Below are 21,645 nucleotides of genomic sequence, written 5' to 3'. Positions count from 1 at the left end.
CTGACGCGCGCCGCTACAGCCGGTCGGTCAGGGAATGTACGGTTGTGGTGACTTTGCCCGCGGATTCGCGGATCGCTTCGGACAGCGCTTTGACCTCGTGGGCGATGACACCGAAGGCTTTGCCCGTCTCACCGGCGCGCGCGGCCTCGACCGAGGCATTCAAAGAGATCAGGCGCACCATTTTGCTGATGGACTGGATGCGCCCCACGGCGGTGTCCGCCTCGCGGCGTTGCTGTTCGGCCCAGGCCTTGCGCTGAATTTCCTGCGCCTCCATCGCCTGTCGCAGGATGTCGAGCACGGCCGAAATCTCAGGCGCGAGGGTGTCGACGATGTAGCACGAAATCTCTCGTTGTGCGGGCAATGAGCGGGTCGGGTCCGTCTCGACCACGTGATGAAGGGCATGCAACATGCGCGCGGTCTGCACAAACGGGGCGCATTGGCCGGGCGAGCGGCGCAAGCAGTCACGGAACCATGCCACCGCGTCAGGGTGATAATCCGGCAGGTTTGCGTTGAAATCGAAGTACGGCATCACCTCGTCCAGCGCGGCGCGTGCCAGTTTCGCATCATCGAGCATCTTTTGACGTTCGGTGTCGTCGTCCAGATGCGGGATCATGGCGCAATTGTAATTGAGCCAGGTGCCCACGGCGCGAAATTCGTGCGGCACCGCCGCCAGCGCACGGCATTGCAATTGCAACGCGCGCGACAGTGGCACGTCACGGTCGTCGGCTGAGGTCTCGACTTGGGCGGGCGATGCATCAAACATGCAGAAAATAACCTAAAACAACCACGGATCACAAAGTGGTTACGGCAATTTCCTTGCTGTGCGGTAAAGAGGCGGCGGACCGGGAGGTCAGTTTTTGCGGCGCAGCCGGATCACAACATCCACAGAGGCGATTTCCGCCCCCTCAGGCGCATCGGGCAGTTGTGCGATCACCAGTTGGTCCGACGGGGCATCCGTCAGCTTGGCCTCGTCTTCCCAGAAGAAATGCGGGTGATCGTGTGTGTTCGTGTCAAAATAGCTCTTGGAGCCATCAACCGTGACCTCTTGCATCAGCCCGGCATCACAAAAGGCGCGCAAGGTGTTGTAGACGGTTGCGAGCGACACGGCCTCGCCCTGATCCTTGGCGGCCTCGAACAGGCTTTCGGCGGTGACGTGGCGGTGTTGACCGTCCCCGATCAACAATGCAGCCAGCGTCACGCGCTGGCGTGTGGGGCGTAGACCGGCACCTGCCAGCCATGTGCTTCCAACCTGATGTTGATCCTGGGTCATCGCGTCCTCGGTTCTGTCCCCACATATAAAAGCGCATTTTCCTGCAATTCAATCGCAAAAGGGGAAAAGCGCATTATGCCACACGACCAAAGAAGCCCATGCGTTCGCTATCCGAAAACCGGCGGCCCGGTGTGTCGTAGTGCGACAGCACGGCAACGATGCGCGAGGTGTCCCCCGCAACAGTCGACACGCGGTGGGCCGTGTTCACGCCCAAAAACACGTTCAGCGTACCCGCCGACTGCGCCAGTTGGGTGGGCGACAGCTCTCCGCGCAGCAGTTGTGCAATGCCTGCGTGGTTCGGATCGTCATCTGACCGCAGGTTCTGGGCGTATTCAAACACGCCGCCCTCAGATGGCTCTTGCAAGAGCAGCGTGGTGGTAAAGATTGATCGGTCAAAGTGCCAGTTGAGCGCCTCGCCCGCGCGGTATTCCAGCACGTTCAGCCCCGCCAGCGGGTCGTCCATGATGTGCAATTCCGGCTTGTCCATGACGGCGGCGAGGAACGTGGCAAAGGCGGGCCATTTGTAGATCCGGTCCAGCGGCGTGTCCTGCATCTGGTCATGGCAGAGCGTGTGATTGGCGGTCTCGACCTTGGCCAGCGCGGGATCGTCGGGTGCGACGCCCTCGACCTCGTCCTTGAAATAGATGTTGTGGCTGCGGCTGTGGTGGAACGACGCCGTCGTCATCAGCGGATGAACATGCGCAAGCGTCTGGTCCAGTGCCGCAGGCCGCATAAAGCCCACAAAATTGAAAAGCCCGTCGCGGCGCAGCCCGTCTTGGGCCTCGTGCACCAGAGCGTTCCAGCGGTCGCTGCCGGGGGTGTCGAGCGGGTATCTGTCGAGATCAATAATGTCTTTCATGCCCGGACTGTGGATCAAGCCGCTGATCCTGACAAGGCATGAGCGCATTGGGGTGCACCACTTGCACCTGTTGGCCTGCCGATGCTAGACGGGCGCGATCCCGGCACGCCGGGCATGTGCGCGACAACAAGAGGCCAACCATGTCGGAATACCCAAGCAGCTTTGACAAGGACGACCTTTTGAAATGCGCGCGAGGCGAACTTTTCGGCCCCGGAAACGCGCAACTGCCCGAGCCACCGATGCTGATGATGGACCGGATCACCGACATCTCTGGTGACGGTGGCGCGCACGGCAAGGGCCATGTTCTGGCCGAGTTCGACATCACCCCGGACCTTTGGTTTTTCGACTGCCATTTCCCCGGCAACCCCATCATGCCCGGCTGTCTGGGTCTGGACGGGCTGTGGCAGCTGACCGGGTTCAATCTGGGTTGGCGTGGCTGGACCGGGCGCGGCTATGCGCTGGGTGTGGGCGAGGTCAAACTCAAGGGCATGGTGCGGCCCGACCGCAAGTTGCTGACCTACAAGATCGACTTTACCAAGGCCGTGCAGACGCGCCGCCTGACCATGGGTGTGGCCGACGGCATCGTCGAAGCCGATGGCGAGGTCATCTATGAGGTCAAGGACATGAAAGTCGCGCTCAGCGAGAGCTGAGGCGGCACAGGTCTAGTATTCCCCGCAGGTGTGATCCGCATTCAGGGTGCGCGTCAGAAACGGCTCGGTCATCCAGTGGATGCAGACTTTATCCATTTCAGCCAATGTCGTTAGCCGCGCGCGCGTTGCAGCAAAATCTTCGATAATTGCGGGCGGGCTGCGAAAGCGGACACCGGGTGTCAGCGGCACAAAGAAGTTGTCCCAGTGGATCGGCACAACCGTTTTGGCCCCAACCGCCTGCACCGTCTCGCGCCAGTAATCCGCGATGAAATCAGGATCACCCCGGCCCGCCGCGCGCTGTGCGGCGCCGTTTAGGCCTCCGATCCCCAGAAACACGGTCTGCGCGTCATAGCCATTCAGCTTGGCCGACAGGTAGTTGCCCCCCGGCACCACCAGCGCCGTGGTTTGCCCGTTGCGGATGTGGAACGAATAGTTCTCGTTGGCGCGAAAATCCTTCATCCGTGCGGGCGTTTTGAACCCCGGTCGCAATTCGCCCGGAAAGCGGTTGGGATCGCCATGTGGCGTGTAGATCGCCGTGACTGTGAAATTGCCGATCTGGTAGCGGCGCTCATCGTGCAGGACGGTGATTCTATGGTCGGGGACGTCCCCCGCCAGCGCCACGGCACGTGTGGACCGTGACCCGAAAACTCGTGCATCGAACCTGTTTGCGACATGAGCCACATCCATGGCGTGGTCGAAATGCGCATGGGCCACAAAGATGGCGGCGGTGTCATCCACCTTTGCCTGCCGCAGCGCGCGTGTCACGGCGTCCTCATCGGTTTCGATTTTGATGCCCAACAGCAGCTTGCGCAGCGGCAGCCGCGACAGGAAACCATCGGTCATGATCCGTGTGTGACCGTCGTCAAAAACCAGCGTGGTATTGCCCAGGAATTGAAAGGCCACATCCCCGTCGGCCTCAGCCCGGTGCGCCTGTCCCATAAGGAGGGTCAGGCACAGTGCCATCAAGCACGTGACGTTGAACCTGCGCCGCATTTGAACCTCCCCCTTACCTGTCTGCCCTGCCACAACAGCGAACAATGCGCCGTGACGCAACATGAACCGGGCGCGCGCGGAAATAAATTTCGGTGTCAAATTTCCCACATGGGCGTTGCCGGACCGCGTGGCAGTGGCCGTGGACATGCCATACCACCTTGCACCCCACTCCCCCCCTGTCCTACATACCCATGACCTAAACCAAGGAGTGCGCGCATGCGACGCGTCGTCGTGACGGGCCTCGGCATCGTCTCATCCATCGGAAACAACGCCACCGAAGTGCTGGCTTCGCTCAAATCCGGGACGTCCGGTATTGTTGCCAGCGAAGAGATGGCTGAACACGGCTTTCGCAGCCAGGTTGCCGGAACGCTGAAACTGGACGTCAAAGAGCACGTTGAGAAACGCGCCCTGCGGTTCATGGGACCGGGTGCCGCCTATGCCCATATCGCGATGAGCCAGGCGATTGCGGATGCGGGCCTGGAGGAAAGCGACATCGTGAACCCGCGAACCGGGTTGGTTGCCGGATCCGGGGGTCCCTCCACATCCGCCATGCTGGCCGCGCACCAGACGGTTCTCAAGACCGGTGCGACCAAGCGGATTGGCCCCTTTGCCGTGCCGAAATGCATGTCATCCACGATCAGCGCGAACCTCGCCACGGGGTTCAAGATCAAGGGTATCAACTATTCCATCACCAGTGCCTGTTCGACGTCGCTGCACTGTATCGGCAATGCGGCCGAACAGATCATGCTGGGCAAACAGGACGTGATGTTTGCAGGCGGCGCCGAAGAACTCGACTGGACGCTCTCGTGCCTCTTTGACGCGATGGGCGCGATGTCGTCGAAATACAACGACACGCCCGACCGGGCCAGCCGCGCCTTTGACGCCGACCGCGACGGGTTCGTGATTTCGGGCGGCGGCGGCATGGTTGTGCTCGAAGAGCTGGAGCACGCCCGCGCCCGTGGGGCCAAGATCTATGCCGAGGTCACCGGTTATGCTGCAACCTCGGACGGTCACGACATGGTGGCCCCGTCTGGCGAAGGCGGCGAACGCGCCATGCGCGCAGCCCTCGAAACACTGCCCGAAGGCCGCGCGGTCAGCTATATCAACGCGCACGGCACATCGACCCCCGTGGGCGATGTGGGCGAGATCGAAGCCGTACGCCGCGTCTTTGGACAAGGCACGACGCCGCCCGTCAGTTCGACCAAGTCGATGACGGGCCACGCACAGGGTGCGGCAGGCGCGCTCGAGGCGATCTTCAGCCTGCTGATGCTGGAGCATGATTTCATCACGCCGTCGATCAACGTCGAAACGCTTGACCCCGCGCTCGATCCAGCCGAGATCGCGACGCAGATGCGGGCCGATGCGGGGCTTGATTCCGTTATGACAAATTCATTTGGCTTTGGCGGTACAAACGGGTCGATGATCCTGTCCAGATTTCACGGGTAAGAGTTTCATATGTCAGAATTGCTTAAGGGAAAACGCGGCCTCGTAATGGGGGTTGCCAATGATCGGTCCATCGCGTGGGGCATCGCCAAGGCGTTGTCAGAAGCGGGGGCCGAGCTGGCCTTTACTTACCAGGGTGAGGCGTTTGGCAAGCGGCTGGAGCCGCTGGCGGCCAGCGTCGGGTCGGATTTCATGGTCGATGTGGACGTCACCGATGACGCTTCGCTTGATGCGGCCTTTGAGGCCCTTGGCGCGCGCTGGCCCACGATCGACTTTGTCGTGCACGCCATCGCCTTTTCCGACAAGGCAGAACTGACAGGCCGGTTCCTCAACACCAGCCGCGCCAACTTCAAGCATTCGATGGACATCTCGGCCTACTCCTTCATCGAGGTGGCGCGCCGCGCGCATCCCCTGATGATCGAGAACGGCGGCACGCTTCTGACGCTGACCTATCAAGGCTCGAACCGCGTGGTGCCGAACTATAACGTGATGGGTGTGGCCAAGGCCGCACTGGAATCGGCCACGCGCTATCTGGCCAATGATCTGGGTCCGGAAGGCATCCGCGTGAACGCGATCTCGCCCGGCCCCATGAAAACGCTGGCCGGCGCGGCCATCGGCGGCGCGCGCAAGACCTACAAGCACACCGATCAGAACGCGCCGCTGCGCTCGAACGCGACCCTTGAGGCCGTAGGCGGGACGGCGGTCTATCTGTGTTCGGATGCGGGCGCCTGTACAACCGGCGAAATCATCCGCGTCGACGGTGGGTTCCACGTGCTGGGCATGCCCCAGCCTGACCACCTCTAGGCCGCAATCCTGCCCGATCCGTCTGCCATATCTGCAACATGCAGATGGCAGACGACACCCATGCACGCAAAGTGAAACGCCGCGACGCGCGGGCGCGCAGATCCGCGTGGCTCGGGCGTTTGCTGTTTTCGCTGACCGGGATGGGTCTGTTGCTGACCTTGCGCCTCTACCCCGGCACCATAGAGGCGACGGTGCTATGGTTCCACGATGTGCCAACGCGCAGCGCGGTGCACCAACTGGATGCCCCCGTCGACGTCAATGTGCGCCGTATGCCCACCGATGTGGTGCCCGTCCGCAGAGGCGGCGCACTTGCGTCACACCAGGGGCAAAGCGGCGAAAACGCGCACCTTCAACAGGCGCGCGCCGTGCAAAACCAGCTGCAATCGCTTGATCCGGGGCGCTAAGGGACGGTGGGCGGGGCGCCTTTGCCCAAAGGGCAAACAGCGTCCGCACAGCGTCACGCCGCGTCGAAGGACACGATCTCGAAATCGAATTTCAGGTCTTTGCCCGCCAGCGGATGATTGGCGTCCAACGTCACTTCCGCATCGCGGATCTCTGCCACAGTCACCGGCATGGGCTGGCCCTGCGGCGTTTGCATCTGCAACTGCAACCCAACCTCCAGCGGGATCTCATCCGGGATCGCATCGCGCGGCACGTCCTGACGCAAGGCCGGGTTCACCGGGCCATATGCGTCGTCCGAGGCAATGTTGACCGTCTTTTTCTCACCCTGCGCCATGCCGGGCAAGGCCACGTCTAGACCTGGGATAATCTGGCCCGATCCCACCACAAATTCCAGCGGTTCACGCCCGTCAGAGCTGTCAAACACCGTGCCGTCCAGCAATGTGCCCGTATAGTGGATCCGAACGGTATCCCCATCCTTGATTTCAGCCATGTCTTCCTCTCCCAACACTGCCTGTTTGATCCACAGGTGCCACACCCTGCCTGCCATTGGCAGTCGGGTAAACCCCACCTGCCCCCTTTTCGTTCGCCCGGACCCGTGACAGTCTGCACCCAGAAGGAGCCAGCCAATGCCCATCACAACCTGTATCTTTGACGCCTACGGGACACTGTTCGATGTGGCCGCCGCCGCACGCCAGGCCGCCGCAGAGCCTGACTTTGCCGCGCTGCGCGACACGTGGCCCGTTCTTGCCGAACATTGGCGGCTCAAACAGCTGCAATACACCTGGCTGCGCGCCATCACGGATGCGCATACCGACTTTTGGCAGGTCACCCAGGACGGGCTCGACTGGGCCCTGGACAAGTCCGGCCACGCAGGTGACCCAGCCCTGCGCGCGCGCCTTCTGGCGCTCTATTGGGAACTGCAGGCCTACCCCGAGGTTCCGACCATGCTGCGCGCGCTCAAGGCCGCGGGTCTGAACACTGCGATCCTGTCCAATGGATCGCCCGACATGCTCAACGGCGCCGTTGCATCCGCAGGGATCGGGGACGTGCTGGACGCCTGCCTGTCCGTGGAAAGCGTCGGCATCTTCAAACCCGATGCCCGCGTCTACGACTTGGTGGGCCAACGGTTTGACTGCGCCCGTGACGAGGTGCTGTTCGTGTCCTCCAACGGGTGGGACGCCGCGGGGGCTGCGGGCTACGGCTTTGTCACGGCTTGGGTCAATCGTGCAGGCGACCCGGTCGACCGCCTGCCTTGGACACCTCCGCACATCCTGCCCGACCTGACGGGCATCCCAGCCCTGGCGGGCGTATGAGCCGGTTCACCACATCGGACGGCCTGTCGCTTTATTTCGAAGACACGGGCGCGGGTCTGCCGCTGCTGTGCCTGCCGGGACTGACGCGCACGACCCAGGATTTTCAGTACATCGCGCCGCATCTACCCCCGTGCCGTATGATCCGCATGGACTATCGTGGGCGCGGACAATCAGACCATGATCCCACTTGGGCCAACTACATCCTGCCCATTGAGATCCGCGATGTGAAGGAGCTGATGGATCACCTGTCACTGTCCTCGGTCGCCATCCTCGGCACATCGCGCGGGGGGTTGAACGCCATGGGGCTGGCCGCCACCGCCCCGGATCGTTTGTTGGGGGCCGCATTGAACGACGTAGGCCCCGAACTGAACCCCGCCGGATTGGCGGACATCATGACATATCTGGGCCGACGGCCCGCCGCCCGCACGATCGAAGAGGCCGCCGCCGCCCTGCCCCACGTGCTCAAGGGTTTTGCCAACGTCCCGGCAGACCGTTGGCTGCACGAGGCACGCACCCATTTTGTGCAAACGGACGCGGGCCTCGACATCACCTATGACCCGCATTTGCGGGACGCGGTCGCGGCCGGTGGCGCCGTGCCGGACCTGTGGCCCTTTTTCGACGCGCTGGCGGGCAAACCGCTGTGCCTGATCCGGGGCGCGGGTTCCGACCTGCTGAGCGCTGAGACCGCCCAAAAGATGCAGGCGCGACGACCCGATATGATCCTTGCCGAAGTCCCGGATCGGGGCCACATCCCCTTCCTTGATGAACCCGAGGCTGTTGCCGCCATACGCAAGTGGATGGAGAGCATGACATGAACATCGAAATGATCCGCGCTGCCGCCAAACGGCTCGACGGTCATGCACGTCTGACCCCGCTGCTGACCTCACCCTTTCTGGATGAGATTGCCGGGCGTCGGGTCTGGATCAAACCGGAATGCCTGCAACATACCGGCAGTTTCAAGTTTCGGGGCGCATGGTCGGCGCTGTCTGCGCTTGACCCGGATGTCAGACGCGCGGGCGTCATTGCCTTTTCCAGCGGCAACCACGCGCAGGGCGTCGCACTGGCCGCTCGCATGCACGGTGTTGCGGCCGTCATTGTCATGCCCCGTGACGCGCCTGCGTTGAAAATCGCAAACACGCGCGCGCTCGGGGCCGAAGTCGTCCTCTATGAGCGGGGATCGCAAGACCGCGACATCATCGGCGCAGAGCTGGCGCAGTCCCGTGGCCTGACCCTGATCAAACCCTTTGACGCGCCGCAAGTGATCGCGGGACAGGGCACTGTCGGCCTCGAGATTGCCGCCCAGGCCCAAGCCGCCGGTGTTGAACAGGCGGACGTTCTTGTGTGTTGCGGTGGCGGTGGGCTGACCAGCGGCATCGCACTGGCGCTGGATACGGATGCCCCCGGCCTGCGGGTACGGCCCGTGGAGCCGCAGGGTTTTGACGACGTGGCCCGGTCGCTTGCCTCCGGCCAGATTGAGCGCAACGCGGCCACCTCTGGCAACCTGTGCGATGCGATCATCACGCCGCAACCGGGTGACCTGACCTTTCCGATCATGCACCGTTTGTGCGGGCCCGGCCTGACCGTGTCCGAGGACGAGGCGCTCTATGCGATGGCGCAAGCGTTCCTGCGGCTCAAGCTGGTGGCGGAACCGGGTGGTGCTGTTGCCCTTGCTGCCGCATTGTGTCGGCAGGATGCCATAGATGGGGACGACGTGATCGTCACGATTTCGGGCGGTAACGTGGACCCTCATCTCTTTGCTCAAAGTCTGGAAAGCCTGACATGACCGAATTCACAATCGCCAGTTTCAACGTCAAGAACCTGATTGGACCGGAACAGGAATACTACCGGTTTCAGAAATACACCCCCGAGGAATATGCGTGGAAAGCCGATTGGCTGGCCGAGCAGATCCAGACAATGGATGCGGATATTGTCGGATTTCAGGAGATTTTCGAGGAAAGCGCGTTGCGCGACGTGATTGCGCAAGCGGACGCCGAAGGGGTCGAGGACAACGCGGCCCACATCCCCGGCCCCAACAAACGCTACCGGCGCAAGGCGATCTTTCGCAAGTTGGCTTACCGCCCCTACACTGATGCTGCGTTGGCGGTGGCACCCAATGTGAACGACGGCGGCCCAGGCCAGCGCAGACCCGGTGTCGCGATCCTGTCGCGTTTCGGCTTTGTCGGTACGCCCGAGATCATCCAGGACCTGCCCGAACCGGTGGACATTGATTTTGGCCCCATGGGGCCGGATGGCGGGGGCAGTTTTCGCCTGACCCGTCTCAGCCGCCCGATCCTGATGGCGCGGGTGCCAGTGGGCAAGCACGTCATCACCGTGTTCAACTGCCACCTGAAATCCAAGCTGGGCGAGTTTGTGCGCCCCGACGGTGCGCCCTTTCCGCCCGAGGTGGACCTGACGCAATACGACCCGGTGGCGCGGGCGCTGGGGGGTGTGCGGTCGTCGCTGCGCCGCATGGCCGAGGCCTGGGTGTTGCGCCGGGCCATCGTCGCAGAGTTGCAGGCGGGAAATCCCGTGATGGTGATGGGCGATTTCAACGACGGCGAACATGCGGTCAGCTCCGAAATCATCAGCGGCGAACATCCGTTCAAGAACTATGCCTGGATGCTGCGCCATGACGCAGAGACCCCGCGCGACCGCTACAGCGTCGAGGAAGACGCGCAAATCCGCGAGGACATAGAGGCCGTGCGCCTGCATTCGGCCGAGCGGCAGTTTGTGCGCAAATCCGCGCGTGACATGGTCTATACGGCAGCGTTTGGCGGCGTCTATGAAAGCATCGACCAGATTTACATGTCGCGCCACCTGATCGAGGGTGCACCGGGCAGCATCGGGCATATGGATTATTTCAGCGTGCTGAATGATCATTTGACCGATGGCAGTCACGCCGAAGCCCCCTATAACAAGCTGGCATCCGACCACGGGCAGATCATCGCCCACATGCGACTGAAGGACTGACGACTATGCATATGGCTGATCTGGGCGACGTGCGCCTGCACTACCGTATCGACGGCCCCGAAGACGGCGCGCCGGTGGTGTTTGCCAACTCGCTGGGCACGGATATGCGGCTTTGGGATCCGATCCTGCCGCTGTTGCCTGCGGGTTTGCGCATTCTCCGCTATGACAAGCGGGGCCACGGCCTGTCCACCTGTCCGCCAGCGCCCTACGCCATGGGCACGCTGGTCAGTGATGTGGAGCGGTTGATGGACATGACCGGTTTTGCAGATGCCTGTTTTGTCGGTCTGTCGATTGGCGGGCTGATTGCACAAGGCCTCGCGGTCAAGCGGCTGGATCTGGTGCGGTCGATGGTGCTGTCCAACACAAGCGCCAAGATCGGGACCAAGGACATGTGGGCCGACCGTATCGCGGCGGTCGAGACTGGCGGCATCGAGGCTTTGGCCGACGCCACCATGACGCGGTGGTTTTCCAAGGCGTTTCTGGACACGCCCGAGTTGGAGCTGTGGCGCAATCTGTTGGTCCGGCAACCGGACGCGGGCTATGCGGGGTGTTCAGCCGCCATTTCGGGGTCGGATTTCTACGCCACGACAGCCACCCTGCGCCTGCCGACGCTGGGCATTGCCGGGTCCGAAGACGGCGCAACCCCGCCCGATCTGGTGCGCGAGACCGCCGCACTGGTGCCGGGCAGCACGTTCAAGCTGATCCGCAAGGCCGGGCATCTGCCCTGCGTCGAGCAACCGCAGGAATATGCCGATATCCTGACCGAATTTCTGACCGGCACGGGGCATATCTGATCCATGGCGGCGAGCGTGTTTTCGTCGGCTCTTTATGGGCCGCTCTTTGCCACGGGTGAGGTTGGACGCCTGTGGTCCGACAGCGCCGAAGTGCGCGCGATGCTGCTCGTCGAAGGGGCGCTGGCCAAGGTGCAGGGCGCCCAAGGTGTCATCCCCGAACTGAGCGCCGCCTTTATTCACCGGTCCAGCCTCGAGGTGCAGATCGACCCGGCGGGTCTGGCACGCGATGCCGCGCGCAACGGTGTCGCCGTTCCGGGCCTCGTGACGGCCTTTCGCACCGCGATGGAGGCGCCGGAACACGCGCAATTCGCCCATTGGGGGGCGACAAGTCAGGACATCATCGACACTGGCCTGATGCTGCGCATGCGTCAGACCCTGGCCGCGATCGAGGCCCGCTTGGGCGCGCTGTTGCAGCATCTGGGCAACGCCGCCGAAGCGCACGCAGAGACCCCCATGGCCGCGCGAACCTATGGGCAACACGCGACCGTCACATCCTGGGGCGCGGTTCTGGCGCAATGGGGCGCACCGTTGCTTGAGGCGTTGGGCCAGCTTGACCAAGTGCGCGCCGGGGCGTTGTGGGTATCCCTGGGTGGTGCGGCAGGCACCAGTGCCGCCCTTGGCGCGGACGCACCGGCCACACGTGCCGCATTGGCAGAGGCATTGAACCTGAAGGATCCGGGGCGCAGTTGGCACACCGACCGCACGCCCATCCTAAAGATCGCAAGTTGGATGGCGCAGGTCGTGGCCGCTTTGGCCGCGATGGGTCAGGGTCTGATTGGACATGTGTCATCGGACGCGGGCGAGGTGACGTTGGGCACCGCCGGTGGCTCATCAACCATGCCGCAAAAGCAAAACCCCGTGGCGCCATCGGTCCTTGTCGCGTTGAACAACCACATGACCGGGCTTCAGGCGACGCTGCAACAGGCCGCACCACATCAGTATCAACGCGACGGGGCGGCGTGGTTCACCGAATGGATGGTGGTGCCGCAAATCGCCCTTTGTGCCGCGAGTGCCGTTGAGACAGCTGCGACCCTCGCCCCGAACATCGCACCGGTTCCTGCGCGGATGCGCGAACATCTGGGAGGTGCGGGACTGATCTATGCCGAACCGCTGAGCTTTGCGCTGGCATCCAGAATGTCACGCCCGGACGCCCAAGCCGCAACCAAAGCACTGGTGACAGAGGCCATTGCGCAGGGCCTGCCCCTGTCGACCGTCGCCCGGACCACATATTCCGATCTGCCTGCGTCGCTGTTTGAGGCCACGGACCAGATGGGCCACGCGCCCAACGACGCGCGCGCCTTTGCCCGCGCAGTTGCCGCGCTGTGAGGCTGCCGGTCCTTTTCATCCTGTTGACGGTGATGATCGACGCCATGGGCATCGGTTTGATCGTGCCGGTGATGCCCGACCTGATCCAAGAGGTCCAAGGCGCGGGTCTGGGGACGGCTGCGCTTTGGGGTGGTATTCTGTCGACCATCTTTGCGGCGATGCAGTTCCTTTTCAGCCCGCTGCTGGGGGCGTTGTCGGATCGGTTCGGGCGGCGGCCGATCCTGTTGATCTCGCTGGTGGTGCTGTGCGCCGACTATCTTGTGATGGCGGTGGCCGGGTCTATCTGGCTGCTGATCCTTGGGCGTGTGGTGGGCGGCATCACTGCGGCCACCCAATCCACGGCCAATGCCTATATGGCGGACATCTCGGAACCGGGCGAAAAGGCCGCGAATTTCGGCCTGATCGGCGCGGCCTTTGGCATGGGGTTTGTGCTGGGTCCCGTTGTCGGTGGGTTGTTGGCCGAATATGGAACGCGCGCACCGTTTTATGCCGCCGCCGCGCTGGCCGCCGCCAATGGCATTTTCGGCTATTTCGTCCTGAAAGAGACCGTGGATGAACGTATTCGACGCCCAATGAGCTGGTGGCGCGCCAATCCGCTGGGGGTGTTCTGGCAATTGGGGCGGCTACCGGGTCTTGGCCCCCTGTTGCTGGTGTATTTCATCTATCAGGTGGCTTTTGTCGTCTATCCGTCGATCTGGGCCTATTACACCGCCGAACGGTTCGACTGGACACCGGGTATGGTTGGCCTGTCGCTGGGCCTCTTCGGGATCGCCATGGCCGTCGTACAGGGCGGGTTGATCCGCCCCATCCTGCGCCTGCTGGGTGAACGCGGGGCCGTGATCTATGGGCATTTTGCGGACATTGGTGTGTTTCTCTTGATCGGCGTGGTCAGTTCCGGGACCTGGTTGCTGATCCTGACGCCCTTGGCGGCGTTGCCGGCCGTCATCACCCCGGCCCTGCAGGGCATCATGTCCAAAGCCGTGGGCGACGATCAACAGGGCGAATTGCAAGGCACGCTGACCTCTATCGCGGCCCTCGCGACAATTGTGTCGCCACTGATGATGACCAGCGCGTTTTACACGTTCACGGACAGCGAGGCGGTGATCTACCTGCCGGGCGCGCCGTTCTTTTTGGCGGGTGCTCTTGTCGCTTTGGCGCTCGCCGTCTTTCTGAGCATCGGCAAAACCCCACGCGGCCCCAACGTCAGCGACACGCCAGAGGCCTAATCGGTCGGAAACCGTCTTGCGAATGGGCATGTCCTGCGTCACCGTCTGGGAAACGCGCCGTCAGGCCCGACTGACGGGGATGGCGCACGAGACAAGGCAAGGGACAGATATGCAAACCATCAAAGCGGCCGTGTGCCACGAATTCGGCGCACCACTTGTCGTCGAGGACATCCTGCTGCGTGCGCCCGACATGGGCGAGGTCGAGGTGACACTGGACGCCGTGGCGATCTGTCATTCGGACATTTCCTATGCGGGCGGGGCCTGGGGCGGCAGCCTGCCTGCGGTTTACGGCCATGAGGCGGCAGGCATCATCAGCGCCGTAGGCCCCGGAGTGACCGGGCTGACGCCCGGCGACAGCGTGGTTGTGACGCTGATCAGGTCCTGTGGCACCTGCCCGTCCTGCGCAGGCGGCAAGCCCACGATCTGCGAGACGCCCTATGACGGCGACAAGGGACCGATCCGCACCAAGGACGATACCAAGCTGCATCAGGCCATGGCCTGTGGCGCCTTTGCCGAAAAGGTTGTGGTGGACCAGAAACAACTGGTCAAAATCCCCGGCGACATGGCCAAAGACGCCGCATCGTTGATTGCCTGCGGTGTGATCACTGGCGTGGGCGCGGTGGTGAATGCGGCCGGGTTGCGCGCGGGACAGGACGTTGTGGTTATTGGTGCGGGCGGCGTCGGCCTGAACGCCATTCAAGGCGCGCGGATTGCCGGTGCGCGGCGCATCGTGGCCGTGGACATGACCGAGGACAAGCTGGAAGACGCCAAGGCCTTTGGTGCGACACACGGCGTGCTGGCCACGCAGAAATCGCCGTGGCGGGCCAGCTACAAGGCGCTTGGGGGCAAGGGGGCCGAGGCGGTGATCGTCACTGTGGGCGCCATCCCTGCCTACGAGCAGGCGCCGCGTTACCTGGGCCGGGGCGGCAAAGTCATCATGGTGGGCATGCCCCATTCGGGTGCCATGACGGAATACGAACCGGTGATGCTGGCCGCGACGGGTCAGGGCATGGTGGGCTCCAAGATGGGGGATGTGGTGATCCAGCGCGACATTCCGTGGATGGTCGACCTGTACCAACAGGGGCGGTTGCAGCTCGACAGTTTGATTTCGGGCCGTTGGTCGCTGGATCAGATCAACGAGGCCATCGAAGACACCAAATCCGGCACGGCGCGGCGAAACGTGATCCTGTTTGACAGGTAGGAGGGGGCCAGCCCCCGCCCTTCGGGCCCCCCGGAGTTTATTTGGCAAGATGAAGGAGCCTGTGCGGTGAAATTGAAAGATCTGGATATCATCGTGACCGCTCCGCCTGCGCCGGGTTGGGGCGGGCGCTATTGGATCCTGGTCAAGCTGACCACGGATGACGGCATTGTCGGTTGGGGCGAGTGTTATGCTGCGTCGGTGGGGCCGGAGGCGATGCGCGGCGTGATCGAGGATGTGTTCGACCGGCACATGGCGGGTGAGAACCCGGAAAACATCGAGCTGATGTTCCGCCGCGCCTATTCGTCGGGGTTCACGCAGCGGCCCGACCTGACGGTGATGGGCGCGTTTTCTGGGTTGGAGATTGCCTGTTGGGATATTCTCGGCAAGGCGCACGGGCGGCCAGTGCATGCGCTGCTGGGCGGGCGGATGAACGACCGGATTCGGGCGTACACCTACCTTTATCCGTTGCCGCACCATGATCTGAATGCGTTCTGGACATCGCCCGAGATGGCGGCAGAGGCGGCGCTGGACTGTGTCGCGCGCGGCTATACCGCGGTGAAGTTCGACCCTGCGGGGCCCTATACGATGCGGGGCGGGCATATGCCGGGGATGCGCGACATCACGATGTCGGTGGCGTTCTGCAAGGCGATCCGCGAGGCCGTGGGGGACCGGGCCGATCTGCTCTTTGGCACGCACGGGCAGTTCACCACCGCCGGGGCCATTCGGTTGGGACAGGCGCTGGAACCCTACAGCCCTTTGTGGTTCGAGGAGCCCATTCCGCCGGATGCGGTCGAAGAGATGGCCAAGGTGGCGCGCGCGGTGCGCATCCCTGTGGCCACGGGCGAGCGGCTGACGACCAAGGCCGAGTTTGCGCCTGTGCTGCGCAGCGGGGCGGCGTCCATCGTGCAGCCCGCACTGGGCCGGGCCGGTGGCATCTGGGAGATGAAGAAGGTCGCCGCCATTGCTGAGGTCTATAACGCGCAGATGGCGCCGCATCTTTATGCCGGGCCGGTGGAGTGGGCCGCGAACATCCATCTGGCGGCCTCGATCCCGAACATCCTGATGTGCGAGACAATCGAGACACCGTTCCATGATCAGCTCATCAAGGGCAGCATTCGGGTCGAGGACGGGTTCATAACGCCGCCCAATACGCCCGGTCTGGGCATCGAGGTGGACGAGGATCTGGCGCGCGCGCATCCCTTTACCGGGGACGGGCTGCATTTGCAGATGCAGGAGCCGCCCTGCGACTACGCCAATGGCAACAATTTCGAAGGAGGCGCACCCGCGCCGCGCGACTAGCGGTAAAGGCGCACGCCAGACACGGCGATGTCGGCCTGCATCTCGCGGCCGATGGCGAGGATACCGATGCGGCGCAGGCGGGACGGATCGAATGTGGCGTCGGTGCGGTGTGGCACAAAGCTGTCAAACGGCAGGCGCAGCGTTGTCCACGCGGGCGGCACCGTCACGCTGGTGCGAAAGGATTGCCAGGACCGGGTCAGCGCATCGGTGCGCAAGCGGATGTCATAGTCCGCACCGTTGCCGCGCAGATCGAGGGCGATGCCGGTATAGCCGGACGCATCGAACACCGCGCCACCCGCCAGATCAAACGCGATCTGGACAAAGCCACCATTGTTGTCGAGCGACACCGTACCGGTCAGGCGTGTGGCCTGCCGCCCGTCCACCGTCTCAAGGCGCGCAGCACCTTGCGAGACGCCGCCCATGACCGTGTCGGCCACATATTCCCAGTCGGGTTCCAGTTCCATCGTCTGCCCCATCAACATAGAAGGCAGACATAGCAGCATCAGCGCCGCTGCCCAGCGGGTCACGTGCGCGCGGCCTCGAACGCGGCCCAGATGCTTTCGAACTCGTCGAAGGTCACGCGCTTGCCCTTGACCCCGTCGAACACGATGGCCTCGGAGCGCATGAGGGTTGCGATGGCATCGGCAAGGCCCGCAATCACATCCTCGGGCACCACAACGGCACCATGGCCGTCCGCGTGGACCAGATCACCGGGTCGGATGTCGAGGCCGTGGATGCGCACAGGCGTGTCGTAGTCCACCACATGCACAAATCCGTGGCTTGGCCCAACGGACCCCGCGACCACAGGATACCCCTCGGCCACGTCGCCCAGATCGCGCATCACCCCGTCGGTCAGCGTTCCGGACAGGCCAAATGCCTTGTGGATGTTGGTGTTCACCTCACCCCAATAGGCACCGATGGCGTTCGGCACGTCCAGATCCTGCACCACGCAGACCGACGGACGGTCCCCCTCGGACATGTATTTGTAGTAGGCCATGCGCCGCGCCTTGATCACCTCTGGTGCCTCGGTCGGCGGGGCCACGGCGCGGATGCGCGCGGTGCGGGCATAGCCGACCATCACGCCGTCCGGGTCAGAGGCCAGCATCGTGCCACGGGTAAAGCCGTTGAACCCACGCTTGCCCTGTGCCACTTCGATGGCGTTGCAGACGGTGGGTGTGTCGACCGATTTCAGCAGGTCATGCAGGGCGGCATCCATGGTCTACCCCTTGGCCCGTGCGGCGCCTTCGGCCATCACGCTCAGTTTCGCATAGGCGATCTCGGGGTCGACCGACCCAAAGCCCGCAAAGGTGCCGAACCCGCAATCGCTGCCCGCGATCACGCGGTCCGCGCCGACGATGTCGGCAAACCGGTCGACCCGCTGGGTCACAACGTCGGGGTGTTCGACAAAGTTGGTGGTGGTGTCCACCACACCCGGCACCAGCACCTTGTCATCGGGGATCTCGGATTTGCGGTCGCGGAACACCGTCCATTCATGCGCATGGCGCGGGTTCGACGTCTCGAACAGCAGGTACTGCGCCTTGGTCGACATCAGGGTCGGGAACACGGTCGCCATGTCGATGTCGCAGGTGTGCGGACCCTCGTAGTTGCCCCAGCAGATGTGGACCCGCACCCGGTCCTGCGGCACATTCGACAGCGCATGGTTCATCGCCTCGACATGGGCATCCGCGATCTTGACGAACTCCGCATCCGACAGATCCGCAAAAAGCATGTGACGGCTGAGGGCGAGGTCCGGGCAATCGAGTTGCAGATCGAGACCGGCGGCCACGATGGTCTCGTATTCCTCTTTCATCGCATCAGCGAGTGCCGCCAGATAGGCGTCGCGTGTGGGATAGAAATCGTTCTGCAGAAAGAGCGAGATCACGCCGGGTGACGCTGCATTCATGAAACCACGCTCGACCCCATGCTTCGCCATGGCGGCCTTGAGGTTGGCGATGTCCTTTTGCAGCTCGCCCTGCCCCTTACTGCGCACCTCGCCGGTGCACATGGGGCGTGCGTATTGCGGTGTGCCACCGGCATCGGCCAGACGTTTGAGGAACGTGGGAAACTGTTTCAGATCGGCAGGCGCGTTGCGCGGGCTGTCGCCGGAGAATCCGGTATAGCGATCCTTGACGTAGGTGGCATAGCTGATCTTGGACGTCTCGCCGTCGCTGACAATGTCCACACCAACAGCGGCCTGACGGGCCACCGTGGCATCCACGGCTTCGGTCATCGCCGCGTCAAATGCGGCCGCGTCATAGTCCTCTTGCCGCTCGCGGGCGAAAATGAAATCGACGACCTCCTGGGTGCGGGGAAGGCTGCCGGCATGGGTTGTCAGAACGGGCAATGGATGTCTCCTGAATTAGTCTTTGCGCGCCATCAGCACGCTGGCCTTGTCGGTGTCCGGGTCTTCGGCCAGAAACCCGGTCAGGCGCAGGCCGTGCTCTTCGAGGCAGGTGGCATAGCCCGCAGGCGACAGAGAAGCGTGATACACGGGCTCTCCCCCTACGGTGCCGGATACTTCGCCCGCCTTTGGCCCCACGGTTAGCAGCAGTGAGCCGCCCGGCACAAGGTGTCGGGCCATGTGGGCAATGCAGGTGCGCTGTTCATCGGGCCGCAGGTGAAAGAAGCTGTTCCACGCAACGATGCCTTCAAACCGGTCCGGCAGATCAAGCGTGCGCATGTCGCCCAAACGCCAATCCCCCTCGGGCCACCGCCCACGGGCAAGGTCCAGCATCGGCTGCACAAAATCGACACCGGTGACGCGGAACCCTTCGGCAATGAACCACCGCGCGATGGGATCACCACTGCCACAGCCCAGGTCCAGCACCCGCGCGCCCGCAGGCAGGCAGGCCGTGAACCGCGCCAACCACCGCGCCTCGAACAGCGCGCGTGACCGGCCCGCATCAAAGGCTTCGGCCTGGCGCTCATAGACCTGCTGCGTGTCATCCGGAGAGGCGTCTACCCCTGCCATGTGGGCCCTGCGGGATCATCCGTGCCAACGATGTGATACAGCGACGCCTCGCCTGTCATCGACGGCACCGCGCTGTGGGGCATGTTTTCCGGCACACTCATCGTGTCACCCGGCGCCAGCGTGGTGGTACCGCCCTCCCATGTGACCCGCCAATGACCGCGCATCGGCATCAGAACAGAGGGGCGGTCATGGCTGTGCATCTCGTCAGACGCGCTGCTGCGGGTGATGAGATCCACCTCAAAGCCCGGTTTATCCCGGATGATGCCCCTCTCACCAATCACCTTGCATGGCGCGTGTTGCGCAAGCGCCACCATGTCCCAATAACGGCGCACGCCCATGCCCACGACCTGCATCGGGGACATCTCGGGATAGGCTTGCAGCTCTTCATCCGTCAGCACTGTCATCGGCGCAACGCCATCAGGCAGGCTTTGACCCTGTTTGGTGTCATAGAGGCTGCCGTTGTCGCCCAGAACGAGGCCATGCGCCGTTGCATCCTCGATCACCTGCGGCGCCCAGATCACGCCACCACCCGCGTCGTCCCCACCAAGGATTGCCATGATCATCCCATAGTCGGTGCCAATGTTCTCGAACCCACGGAAAATGCCGGTGGGAATGTTGATGATATCGCCCTCTTCCAACACGACCTCGCCTGCATCCCCCCAACGGCCCCAGAAAAACCGCCAGCGCCCCGACAGGACAAAGAACACCTCGGCCGTGCGGTGACTGTGCAGTGAGTTCCGGCACTTCGGCGGTTGCCCCGCCGCACCGATGTTGAACCCGTGCGGGATGCCGATATGCACGTGCTGATCTGGGGATTCCGACACACCACCGCCGATGATGGTAAAGTTTTCCTTTTGGTCCGACCCCGGCGTATGCGCGTCGATAAACGCAGTCTTGCAGGGCATCAGGTCACCGTAACGCACGATGCGCGGCTCCATCTCGGCGGGGGTCATTGGGGGATCCTTTCATGTGGAAGTGTGGGGTCGGGCAACGCTTGGCCCGGAATGGTGTGTGTCACGTCGGCGTGGAGCCAGACCATGCGGTCCACGAACCAGACCTTTGGCAGGATGATGGCCACAAGGCCCAGCAAAGTGGCCCAGGGGTTCAACGCAATCAGCCCATAGACCAGCGGCCCCAGTCCCAGCACCGACAGACCGGTCAACACGTGGGCCACCCGAATGTGTTGCGGGTTCAGATCATATTGGTCACGGGCCAGAAACACCCGCTCCCCCAGGGTTCCGCGCGCGCCCCATGACCCAAAGTCAGCGGGCGATGGAAAGGCACGCGGGTTCACCCATGTCCAGAAGCAGGCGAGAACAACACATGGCACTGCCCACCAGCCGATCCACTGGCGCGCATAGATGGCCAGCACGATCAGCGGCAAACAGGAAAACCGCGTCCACACGCTGACCGGGTTCGCGTGACGGCGCCAATCGGCATCGCGCATCCCCATCAGACGTTCGGCGGCACGGTAGATGTCCATCAGGAACGAACCCTCAGCGCGGCGTTCTCAGCCTCAAGTGCAGAAATGCGCGCGTTCAGCTTGTCCATTTCGGGTCCGACCAACTGCGCAATCTCGGCTGCATCGAAACGCGGCGTGATGAACTGCGGGCAATTCCAGTCAAACGCCTCAAGCGCGATGGTCACAACCCGCTCAACCCGGCCCTGCCCCTCAACGGCCAACTGGCTGGCCAATGCGGCATCATCCGACGCCGCGCGCACAGCGGCCCGCCCCTGCAGCTTCAGCCGCGCCTTGCGCGGATAGTCCATCAGGAACAGCGAGACCCTGTCGTCACCCGCCAGATTGCCCTCAGAGATATGCTGTCGGTTGCCGCGATAGTCCGCAAACGCCAGCGTGTGATCATCCAGCACCCTGAGAAACCCCGCAGGCCCGCCCCGGTGCTGGATGTAGGGCCAGCCCGTCGCCGACACCGTCGCCATGTAAAACGACGTGCGCGACGCGACAAAGGCCACCTCATCCGCGTTCAGGGCATGGGTGCGCGCGCCATAACTGTTGGCGTACATGTCCGCAGACCCGTCCACCGACTGCAACGCCCGTACCGCATCCGTGAACATCAGATGATCATAGCGTTGCATCGCGCGAGACCTTCATTGTTCCAAAAA

25 protein-coding genes are annotated in these 21,645 nt (G+C 63.2%); 13 read left to right on the top strand and 12 right to left on the bottom strand.

Going from position 1 to position 21,645, the window contains the following annotated elements:
* Positions 1–13 precede the first annotated feature (13 nt).
* From Q0936_RS10870 to Q0936_RS10860, 3 genes are all read right to left on the bottom strand, one after another.
* Entirely contained in the window at positions 14–763 is a 750-nt protein-coding gene (locus Q0936_RS10870; protein ID WP_299293115.1) for a methyl-accepting chemotaxis protein, read from the bottom strand.
* 87 nt (positions 764–850) lie between these two features.
* On the bottom strand, positions 851–1,270 hold the full coding sequence (gene irr, locus Q0936_RS10865; RefSeq protein ID WP_299146211.1) for a Fur family transcriptional regulator Irr: 420 nt from the start codon (positions 1,268–1,270) through the stop codon (positions 851–853).
* Between the two features lie 73 nt (positions 1,271–1,343).
* Positions 1,344–2,129, bottom strand: a complete 786-nt coding sequence (locus tag Q0936_RS10860) for a 2OG-Fe(II) oxygenase (RefSeq protein WP_299293113.1) — start codon at positions 2,127–2,129, stop codon at positions 1,344–1,346.
* Between the two features lie 140 nt (positions 2,130–2,269).
* On the opposite strand from Q0936_RS10860, the gene fabA reads away from it, so the two are divergent.
* The gene (gene fabA / locus Q0936_RS10855; protein ID WP_299293111.1) at positions 2,270–2,779 is read left to right on the top strand and encodes a bifunctional 3-hydroxydecanoyl-ACP dehydratase/trans-2-decenoyl-ACP isomerase; all 510 of its coding nucleotides are present in this window, start codon (positions 2,270–2,272) and stop codon (positions 2,777–2,779) included.
* A gap of 12 nt (positions 2,780–2,791) precedes the next feature.
* Here the strand turns inward: fabA and Q0936_RS10850 are convergent, their stop codons facing one another.
* A complete protein-coding gene (locus tag Q0936_RS10850) occupies positions 2,792–3,772 on the bottom strand; it encodes an MBL fold metallo-hydrolase (RefSeq protein ID WP_299293109.1) in 981 nt (326 codons plus the stop codon).
* A 216-nt stretch (positions 3,773–3,988) separates the two neighbouring features.
* Here Q0936_RS10850 and fabB point away from each other — a divergent pair, with 216 nt between their 5' ends.
* From fabB to Q0936_RS10835, 3 genes are read left to right on the top strand one after another with little or no spacing between them, the layout of a single operon-like run.
* A complete protein-coding gene (gene fabB, locus Q0936_RS10845; protein WP_299146207.1) occupies positions 3,989–5,218 on the top strand; it encodes a beta-ketoacyl-ACP synthase I in 1,230 nt (409 codons plus the stop codon).
* A gap of 9 nt (positions 5,219–5,227) precedes the next feature.
* Positions 5,228–6,019, top strand: a complete 792-nt coding sequence (locus Q0936_RS10840; RefSeq protein ID WP_299293107.1) for an enoyl-ACP reductase — start codon at positions 5,228–5,230, stop codon at positions 6,017–6,019.
* 44 nt (positions 6,020–6,063) lie between these two features.
* Positions 6,064–6,423, top strand: a complete 360-nt coding sequence (locus Q0936_RS10835) for a hypothetical protein (RefSeq protein WP_299293105.1) — start codon at positions 6,064–6,066, stop codon at positions 6,421–6,423.
* Between the two features lie 53 nt (positions 6,424–6,476).
* Here the strand turns inward: Q0936_RS10835 and Q0936_RS10830 are convergent, their stop codons facing one another.
* The gene (locus Q0936_RS10830; RefSeq protein ID WP_299146204.1) at positions 6,477–6,911 is read right to left on the bottom strand and encodes a peptidylprolyl isomerase; all 435 of its coding nucleotides are present in this window, start codon (positions 6,909–6,911) and stop codon (positions 6,477–6,479) included.
* Between the two features lie 136 nt (positions 6,912–7,047).
* Between Q0936_RS10830 and Q0936_RS10825 the strand changes: the two genes are divergently transcribed.
* The 9 genes from Q0936_RS10825 to Q0936_RS10785 all read left to right on the top strand — a co-directional run bounded on the left by Q0936_RS10825 (position 7,048) and on the right by Q0936_RS10785 (position 16,550).
* On the top strand, positions 7,048–7,734 hold the full coding sequence (locus Q0936_RS10825; RefSeq protein ID WP_299293103.1) for a haloacid dehalogenase type II: 687 nt from the start codon (positions 7,048–7,050) through the stop codon (positions 7,732–7,734).
* Positions 7,731–8,549, top strand: coding sequence for an alpha/beta hydrolase (locus Q0936_RS10820; protein ID WP_299293101.1), 819 nt, complete (start codon positions 7,731–7,733; stop codon positions 8,547–8,549). Before Q0936_RS10825 ends, Q0936_RS10820 begins: the two co-directional genes overlap by 4 nt.
* On the top strand, positions 8,546–9,517 hold the full coding sequence (locus Q0936_RS10815; protein ID WP_299293099.1) for a threonine/serine dehydratase: 972 nt from the start codon (positions 8,546–8,548) through the stop codon (positions 9,515–9,517). The genes Q0936_RS10820 and Q0936_RS10815 overlap by 4 nt, the downstream gene beginning before the upstream one ends.
* Positions 9,514–10,704, top strand: coding sequence for an endonuclease/exonuclease/phosphatase family protein (locus Q0936_RS10810; RefSeq protein ID WP_299293097.1), 1,191 nt, complete (start codon positions 9,514–9,516; stop codon positions 10,702–10,704). Before Q0936_RS10815 ends, Q0936_RS10810 begins: the two co-directional genes overlap by 4 nt.
* Before the next feature lie 5 nt (positions 10,705–10,709).
* A complete protein-coding gene (pcaD, locus tag Q0936_RS10805) occupies positions 10,710–11,498 on the top strand; it encodes a 3-oxoadipate enol-lactonase (RefSeq protein ID WP_299293095.1) in 789 nt (262 codons plus the stop codon).
* Between the two features lie 3 nt (positions 11,499–11,501).
* Positions 11,502–12,824 (top strand): lyase family protein, encoded by a 1,323-nt coding sequence (locus Q0936_RS10800; RefSeq protein WP_299293093.1) that lies wholly within the window; start codon positions 11,502–11,504, stop codon positions 12,822–12,824.
* Positions 12,821–14,050 carry a TCR/Tet family MFS transporter gene (locus tag Q0936_RS10795; RefSeq protein ID WP_299293091.1) on the top strand — a complete coding sequence of 410 codons (1,230 nt, stop codon included), beginning with the start codon at positions 12,821–12,823 and terminating at the stop codon, positions 14,048–14,050. Before Q0936_RS10800 ends, Q0936_RS10795 begins: the two co-directional genes overlap by 4 nt.
* A 109-nt stretch (positions 14,051–14,159) precedes the next feature.
* Positions 14,160–15,251 (top strand): Zn-dependent alcohol dehydrogenase, encoded by a 1,092-nt coding sequence (locus Q0936_RS10790; RefSeq protein WP_299293089.1) that lies wholly within the window; start codon positions 14,160–14,162, stop codon positions 15,249–15,251.
* Positions 15,252–15,317: 66 nt separating this feature from the next.
* Positions 15,318–16,550, top strand: a complete 1,233-nt coding sequence (locus Q0936_RS10785; protein ID WP_299293087.1) for a mandelate racemase/muconate lactonizing enzyme family protein — start codon at positions 15,318–15,320, stop codon at positions 16,548–16,550.
* Here the strand turns inward: Q0936_RS10785 and Q0936_RS10780 are convergent.
* The 7 genes from Q0936_RS10780 to Q0936_RS10750 are packed head-to-tail and all read right to left on the bottom strand — an operon-like array spanning position 16,547 to position 21,618.
* Positions 16,547–17,077, bottom strand: a complete 531-nt coding sequence (locus Q0936_RS10780; RefSeq protein ID WP_363323270.1) for a CIA30 family protein — start codon at positions 17,075–17,077, stop codon at positions 16,547–16,549. The two genes, Q0936_RS10785 and Q0936_RS10780, sit on opposite strands and share 4 nt — an antisense overlap.
* The gene (locus tag Q0936_RS10775; protein WP_299293085.1) at positions 17,074–17,766 is read right to left on the bottom strand and encodes an RraA family protein; all 693 of its coding nucleotides are present in this window, start codon (positions 17,764–17,766) and stop codon (positions 17,074–17,076) included. Before Q0936_RS10775 ends, Q0936_RS10780 begins: the two co-directional genes overlap by 4 nt.
* A gap of 3 nt (positions 17,767–17,769) precedes the next feature.
* The gene (locus Q0936_RS10770; protein WP_299293083.1) at positions 17,770–18,894 is read right to left on the bottom strand and encodes a cobalamin-independent methionine synthase II family protein; all 1,125 of its coding nucleotides are present in this window, start codon (positions 18,892–18,894) and stop codon (positions 17,770–17,772) included.
* Positions 18,895–18,909: 15 nt separating this feature from the next.
* Positions 18,910–19,521, bottom strand: a complete 612-nt coding sequence (locus Q0936_RS10765; protein ID WP_299293081.1) for a class I SAM-dependent methyltransferase — start codon at positions 19,519–19,521, stop codon at positions 18,910–18,912.
* Positions 19,509–20,474: a cupin domain-containing protein gene (locus Q0936_RS10760; RefSeq protein ID WP_299293079.1), complete on the bottom strand. Its 966-nt coding sequence runs from the start codon at positions 20,472–20,474 to the stop codon at positions 19,509–19,511. The genes Q0936_RS10765 and Q0936_RS10760 overlap by 13 nt, the downstream gene beginning before the upstream one ends.
* Positions 20,471–21,004 carry a DUF6653 family protein gene (locus tag Q0936_RS10755; protein WP_299293077.1) on the bottom strand — a complete coding sequence of 178 codons (534 nt, stop codon included), beginning with the start codon at positions 21,002–21,004 and terminating at the stop codon, positions 20,471–20,473. Before Q0936_RS10755 ends, Q0936_RS10760 begins: the two co-directional genes overlap by 4 nt.
* Entirely contained in the window at positions 21,004–21,618 is a 615-nt protein-coding gene (locus Q0936_RS10750; RefSeq protein WP_299293075.1) for a pyridoxamine 5'-phosphate oxidase family protein, read from the bottom strand. Before Q0936_RS10750 ends, Q0936_RS10755 begins: the two co-directional genes overlap by 1 nt.
* Between the last annotated feature and the right edge of the window lie 27 nt (positions 21,619–21,645).

It is taken from the genome of uncultured Tateyamaria sp. (genome assembly GCF_947488715.1).
In the GTDB taxonomy this organism is placed as follows: Bacteria; Pseudomonadota; Alphaproteobacteria; order Rhodobacterales; family Rhodobacteraceae; genus Tateyamaria.
This window is presented reverse-complemented; position numbering and strand designations above follow the sequence as displayed.